At 67.5% G+C, this 6,294-nt stretch carries 5 protein-coding genes; 3 read left to right on the forward strand and 2 right to left on the reverse strand.

Going from position 1 to position 6,294, the window contains the following annotated elements:
• Positions 1–2,263: indolepyruvate ferredoxin oxidoreductase family protein (locus tag ACQKDV_RS17720; protein ID WP_427785491.1), on the reverse strand; the 2,263-nt coding region annotated here is incomplete at its 3' end.
• A 169-nt stretch (positions 2,264–2,432) separates the two neighbouring features.
• On the opposite strand from ACQKDV_RS17720, the gene ACQKDV_RS17725 reads away from it, so the two are divergent.
• Complete coding sequence (locus tag ACQKDV_RS17725; RefSeq protein WP_427785492.1) at positions 2,433–3,068, forward strand: tetratricopeptide repeat protein; 636 nt, start codon at positions 2,433–2,435, stop codon at positions 3,066–3,068.
• Positions 3,069–3,153: 85 nt separating this feature from the next.
• Positions 3,154–4,059 carry an AEC family transporter gene (locus ACQKDV_RS17730; protein WP_427785494.1) on the forward strand — a complete coding sequence of 302 codons (906 nt, stop codon included), beginning with the start codon at positions 3,154–3,156 and terminating at the stop codon, positions 4,057–4,059.
• Positions 4,060–4,582: 523 nt separating this feature from the next.
• Here the strand turns inward: ACQKDV_RS17730 and ACQKDV_RS17735 are convergent.
• Complete coding sequence (locus tag ACQKDV_RS17735) at positions 4,583–6,067, reverse strand: AAA family ATPase (protein WP_427785496.1); 1,485 nt, start codon at positions 6,065–6,067, stop codon at positions 4,583–4,585.
• Positions 6,068–6,190: 123 nt separating this feature from the next.
• Between ACQKDV_RS17735 and ACQKDV_RS17740 the strand changes: the two genes are divergently transcribed.
• Positions 6,191–6,294: ParA family protein (locus tag ACQKDV_RS17740; protein WP_427785498.1), on the forward strand; the 104-nt coding region annotated here is incomplete at its 3' end.

Below are 6,294 nucleotides of genomic sequence, written 5' to 3' on the forward strand. Positions count from 1 at the left end.
TGCCCAGCAGGGCACCGATGGTCACCACGCCGGTACCGCCGACGCCGGTGATGAGGATGTTCCAGGGCTGTTCCAGCGTGCCGCGGATCGTCGGCGCCGGCAGGTTGTCCAGCAGCGTGGAGGCATCGCGCTTGCTGCCCTTGCGCGGCTGGCCACCGTGCACGGTGACAAAGCTCGGGCAGAAGCCGTTCACGCAGGAATAGTCCTTGTTGCAGTTGGACTGGTCGATTTCGCGCTTGCGCCCGAACTCGGTTTCTTTCGGCAGCACCGACACGCAGAAGCTCTTCTTGCCGCAGTCGCCGCAGCCTTCGCAGACCAGCGAATTGATCAGCACCCGCTTCTGCGGGTCTTCCAGCTTGCCGCGCTTGCGGCGGCGGCGCTTCTCGGTGGCGCAGGTCTGTTCGTAGATCAGGATCGAAACACCCTTCACCTCGCGCAGGCGCTTCTGCACCGCGTCCAGTTCGCTGCGGTCGTGGAACTCGACGTCGCTGGGGAAATGCTCGCGCTGGCCGGTCCACTTGCCGATGTTGTCCGACAGCACCACGATGGTGTGGATGCCTTCGGCGCGCATCTGCCTGGCGATGTCCGGCACGCTCAGCGGGCCGTCCACAGGCTGGCCGCCGGTCATCGCCACCGCATCGTTGTAGAGGATCTTGTAGGTGATGTTGACGCCGGCGGCGACCGCCTGGCGGATCGCCAGCGAACCGCTGTGGAAGTAGGTGCCGTCGCCCAGGTTCTGGAACACGTGCGGGGTGTCGGTGAAGGGCGCCTGCCCGACCCAGGTCACGCCTTCGCCGCCCATGTGGGTGAAGGTGTCGGTGCTGCGGTCCATCCAGGTCACCATGTAATGGCAACCGATGCCGGCCAGCGCACGCGAACCTTCCGGCACCGTGGTGGAGGTGTTGTGCGGGCAGCCGGAGCAGTAATGCGGTACGCGCGGGAAGCTGGCGCGAGGCAGCGCAAGCTCGGCTTCCTTCTCCTGCATCCACTGCAGGCGCTGCTCGATCGATGCGTTGTTGAAGAACTTCTGGATGCGGCGGCCGATCACGCCGGCGATGGTGGCCGGCGTCAACTCGCCGGTGGACGGCAGGATCCATTCGCCGCTCTCGTCGTACTTGCCGACGATGGACGGGCGCTGGCCCCAGCTGACCGGCCAGTTGAAGAACTGCTCCTTCATCTGGCGCTCGATGAAGGCACGCTTCTCCTCCACCACGATGATGTCGTCCAGGCCCTGCGCGAAGCGGGCGATGCCTTCCGGCTCCAGCGGCCAGGTCATGCCGACCTTGTACACACGGATGCCGATGTCGGCGCAGGCGGCTTCATCCAGGCCCAGGTATTCCAGCGCCTGCAGCACGTCCAGGTAGCTCTTGCCGGTGGTGACGATGCCCAGCCGCGCACGCGGTGCGTCCATCACCACCTTGTCGATGCCGTTGGCGCGGGCAAAGGCCTGCGCGGCCTTCACCGCATAGCGGTGCAGGCGCATTTCCTGGTCCAGCGGCGGGTCCGGCCAGCGGATGTTGAGGCCGCCAACGGGCATGTCGAAGTCTTCGGGCAGGACGATGCGCCGGGCCAGCGGGTCCACTTCCACCGACGCCGAGGATTCCACCGTCTCGGCGATGGTCTTGAAGCCGACCCAGCGGCCGGTGTAACGGCTCATCGCCCAGCCCAGCAGGCCCATGTCGAGGATGTCCTGCACGCCGGCCGGATTCAGCACCGGCATCATCGCGCTGACGAACTCGTCTTCGCTGCCATGCGGCAGGGTCGAGCTGCGGCAGGCATGGTCATCGGCCGCCAGTGCCAGCACGCCGCCGTATCGTGAGGTACCGGCGGCGTTGGCGTGCTTGAACACGTCGCCGCAGCGGTCCACGCCGGGGCCCTTGCCGTACCACATGCCGAACACGCCCTGTACGTTGGCGCCAGGGAACAGGTTGGTCTGCTGCGTGCCCCAGACCATGGTGGCACCCAGGTCCTCGTTCAGCCCCGGGGTGAACTTCACCTTGGCCGCTTCCAGATGCTTGCGCGCACGCCACAGTTCCAGGTCGAAGCCGCCCAGCGGGCTGCCGCGGTAGCCACTGACGAAACCCGCACTGTCGATGCCCTCGTGCGCATCGCGCAGGCGCTGCATGAGCGGCAACCGCACCAGCGCCTGCACGCCACTCAGGTAGATCCGTCCCTCATTGCGGGTGTACTTGTGGTCGAGCGTGTAATCACGGTCGATCAGGTCGGCGGAGGAGGGCGAAGTGAGTTGCGCGGTACTGGTCATGGCTGGCCCGGTAGGATCGGCTGGCACCGGCCGCGTGAGGCACGCGGCGGGAAAGGCGCGAATTGTAACAGTGGGGCCCGGAAGGCCCGGGACTCGCATCGGCGGCCTTGCTGGGGTTAGGATCGGGGTGAGAGAGGGGAGGTTGGTGTTTCAACCTGGGGGATTTTTGATGTCAGTTGCAGGAAAGCTCGTGGCCGGCGTACTGCTGGTCTCGGGCGCGGCCTCCGCGTGGGCCGCACCGGCGTTGCCAGCGCCGCAGGAATTCTATTTCGACAATGATGCCGCCGCCGCGCCGATCATCGTGGTGCCCGGCACCGGCGAGGATCTGGTGGCGCAGCTGCTGAAGCAGCGTGAGCGTGGCCGCAAGAGCCTGGAGGCCACCGTGCAGCTGGCCTCGGTGGCCATTGCGCAGGGCCGTGCGGAACTGGGCGACAAGCTCTACCGCGAGGCACTGGCCGAGGCGCCCATCCAGAGCAGCCTGGGCCGCAGCGTGCGCTGGAACTACGGGTGGGACCTGCTGCGGCAGGGCCAGGCGCTGGCCGCGCTGGAACAATGGCAGTCGGTGGCCAACAACCTGCGCAGCAACGCCGCGTGGATCCCGCCGACCTACGCGCTGGCATTGTGGCGCGCTGGCCAGCAGCAGGAAGCGGTGAAGTGGTACGCCGCCGCCGTGCGCACCGAGCCGGGCCAATGGAGCGACAGCAGCCGCTACGCCACGTTGCTGCCGACCTGGCAGGACGACGAGCGGGCCAGCCTGGCCGAAGTGCAGCAGGCCTGGGCCGCCGCGCCACCGGCCTGGCCGTGAGGCATGACCGCAGGCGCTTGCCGCCTGCGGTGCTGCAACGCACAATCGAACGCGTCGCAGGCGTCCGCCTGAAGGGGAGCCGCCCATGGCCTTTGATGCCTTCGCCCTGATCCTGGCCATGCTCGGGCTGGGCATGCTGTTCGCCCGCCTGCGCGCGCTGCCGGACAACGCCGCCGAAACACTCAACAAGGTGGTGCTGTACGTCTGCCTGCCGTCGGCGGTGCTGACCTACGTGCCGCGCCTGCACCTGGACGCCAGCCTGCTGGGGTTGATGGCCACGCCCTGGCTGCTGATGCTGGCGACCTGGGCGCTGGTCAGCCTCGCCACGCGGGTATTCGGTTTTGCCCGCGACGTACATGCGGTGCTGTTGATCTGCGTGGCTCTGGCCAACTCCAGCTTCATCGGCTACCCGATGGTGCGCGCGCTGCTGGGTGATGCCGCGCTGCCCTATGCCGTGGTCTACGACCAGTTCGGTACCTTCCTGCTGCTGTCCACTTTCGGCCTGCTGGTGCTGGCGCGCTACAGCGGCGACCGGCCGCCGACGGCGCTGCAGGTGCTGGGGCGGATTGGACGCTTCCCGCCGCTGTGGGCGCTGCTGTTCGCGCTGCTGCTGATGCCGGCGCAGCCGCCGGCGTGGATCGGCACGGCTTTGAAGCAGCTGGCCGACGCGATGCTGCCGCTGGTGATGCTGGCCGTGGGTCTGTCGATCCAGCTGCGCCTGCGCCGCGAGGAGTTGAGACCGCTGGCGGTGGGCCTGCTGCTGAAGCTGCTGGTGCTGCCGGCGCTGGCGTTGCCGCTGTCGTGGCTGCTGGGCATGCAGGGCCTGATGTTGAAGGCGAATGTTCTTGAGTCAGCGATGCCGACGATGATCACCGCCGCCGCGCTGGCGATCTCGCATCGGCTGGCGCCGCGGTTGGCGGCCGCATTGGTGGGGTATGGCATCGTGCTGTCGCTGGTCACGCTGCCAGCGTGGATGTGGGTGCTGGGGTGAGGGTTTCCTGCAGGGCTTGCAGCCCTGCACCCGCTTCAAGCCACGGCCACGGCAACGTCAACTTCAAAAGCTGGCTTTCTGTGGGATGGCGGGGTGGGTCCGGTTGCGGGGGACGGCGTAAATACGTCCATGTAGCCTCGGTCGCGCCATCCATGGCGCTCACGCCCCCGCAACCGAACCCACCCCGCCTTCGACAGACTTCCGCGATCTGTCGAGACCTGCTGCTGTTGGTGCCAGCTGCTGTTGGTGGATGCCGACCGTTGGTCGGCACAGAGCGAAGCGATCGGCTGTTGCTCTTGCTTTTGATCTTCTTTTTCTTTTCCGTGGCTGACCGCGCACGGAAACTGTCAGGGGTCGGGCGGGTAGGTTGCGCAGGACCGTTGGCGCCATGGATGGCGCCATCGAGCCCCCATGGATGGGTTTACGGCGTGTCCTGCGCGGCCTACCTGCCCGGCCACGCGCATGACCCGCATTCGGCGACCAACCACCAGCCACGAGGGGCTCTGCCGTTGGCCGGAAACCCTCAGTCGTCCGCGGAAACCGTCCGCTCCAGCGCCCACTCGCGCAATGCCGCCACCTGCTCGGCCATCAGCACCGACAACGGCCGCGTCGCGCGTATCTCGGTCATCAGCAGCTCGGTATCCAGCGGTCGCCCTTCGGCATGCGCCGAATACAGCCCCGCCACGATCGCCTGCTCGATCTCCGCACCGGAAAAGCCGCTGGCCGCCGCTGCCAGCGCCGGCAGTGCGAAGTCATCGCCGTTGAGCTGGCGGCGGCCCAGGTGCAGCCGCAGCAGTTCCACCCGCGCGTCCGGCGAAGGCAGGTCGACGAAAAAGATCTCATCGAAGCGGCCCTTGCGCAGCAGCTCGGCCGGCAGCTCGTGCACCTGGTTGGCGGTGGCCACGATGAACACCGGCGCCTTGCGCTCGGCCATCCAGGTCAGCAGGTAGCCCAGCACGCGGCGTGAGACGCCGCCGTCTTCGCCGCCACTGGCCAGGCCCTTCTCGATCTCGTCCATCCACAGCACGCACGGTGCCAGCTGCTCGGCCGACGCCAGCGCCTGGCGCAGGTTGGCTTCGGTCTCGCCGTGGTACTTGTTGTACAGCGCGCCCACGTCCAGGCGCAGCAGCGGCACACCGAAACCGGCGGCGGTGGCCTTGGCCAGCATCGACTTGCCGCAGCCCTGCACGCCCAGCAGCAGCATGCCGCGTGGCGGGTCCAGGCCGGCCGGTGCCGAGCCGGCAATGAAGGCCACCCGGCGCTGGTTGATCCAGCGCTTGAGCCGGTTGGCCCCGGCCACGTCGCCGAAGCGCGCGCTGTCATGTTCGAAGAACAGGTGACCACTGCGGTTGAGCAGTTCGAACTTCAGCCGTGCCAGCTGCGGCAGGTCGTCGTCGCGCAGCGCGCCATCGGCGTAGATCAGCTGCCGGGCGATGCGCCGGGCATCGACCAGGCTCAGGCCCTGCAGGTTCTTCAGGATCTTCTTGACCGCCTCGCTGTCCACTTCCACGCGGCGTCCGCCGTGCTCGCGGGCATAGGCATCGGCCTCCTCGCGCAGCATCTTCAGCAGCGCATTGGCATCGGGCAGGCGCGGGTTGAAGCGCACCGCCAGGGCCTCCAGTTCGGCCGGCAGTTCGACCTTGGCGCCGATCAGCACCAGCACGTGGGGCTGGCTGTGGCGGCGCTGGATCAGATCGCGCAGTGCGCGCTGGTGGCTGGCGTAGCCCAGGTACGGGTGGAAATCGAGCAGCAGGTAGATGCCGCGCTGTTCGGCCTGGCGGATCATCTGCAGTGCCGCGCTGGCATCGGGCGGGCCGACTGCATCATCCTCGCGTTCCAGGTCGATGCGGCGCAGGCCCTCGGTGATCGACCAGCGGTGCAGGGCACGCCAGACATGCATCAGCGTCTGCCGGAACAGCTCAACAATGCGCCCCTCATCCTGGGTCTCGATCACGATCAGGGGGGTATTGGCGCGGATCAACGCGCTCAGGTCCTGCAGTTCGCTCATGCCGGTTCGATCCTTCGGGAGCGCCACGATAGCAAAGCCGATGCGGATTGATTCAGGCCGTCTCTACCTTCCGTCACCATCGCCGGTGTACGCTCGGGGCACGTACCCGGAAGCGAGGCTGGCATGAAGACGATCCTGGTGGCCGGTTCCAAGGGCGGGGTGGGCAAGACCACCGTCGCCACCCACCTGGCCGCGTACGCGGCATTGCAGGGCAAGGCCACGGTGAT

It is taken from the genome of Stenotrophomonas sp. NPDC077659, assembly GCF_050268705.1.
GTDB lineage: Bacteria > Pseudomonadota > Gammaproteobacteria > Xanthomonadales > Xanthomonadaceae > Stenotrophomonas.

What these genes read in the sequence shown, in the direction of transcription:
- ACQKDV_RS17725 (WP_427785492.1), top strand. Translation starts at nt 2,433, where the DNA reads ATGTCAGTTGCAGGAAAGCTCGTGGCCGGCGTACTGCTGGTCTCGGGC.
- ACQKDV_RS17730 (WP_427785494.1), top strand. Translation starts at nt 3,154, where the DNA reads ATGGCCTTTGATGCCTTCGCCCTGATCCTGGCCATGCTCGGGCTGGGC.
- ACQKDV_RS17735 (WP_427785496.1), bottom strand. Translation starts at nt 6,067, where the DNA reads ATGAGCGAACTGCAGGACCTGAGCGCGTTGATCCGCGCCAATACCCCC.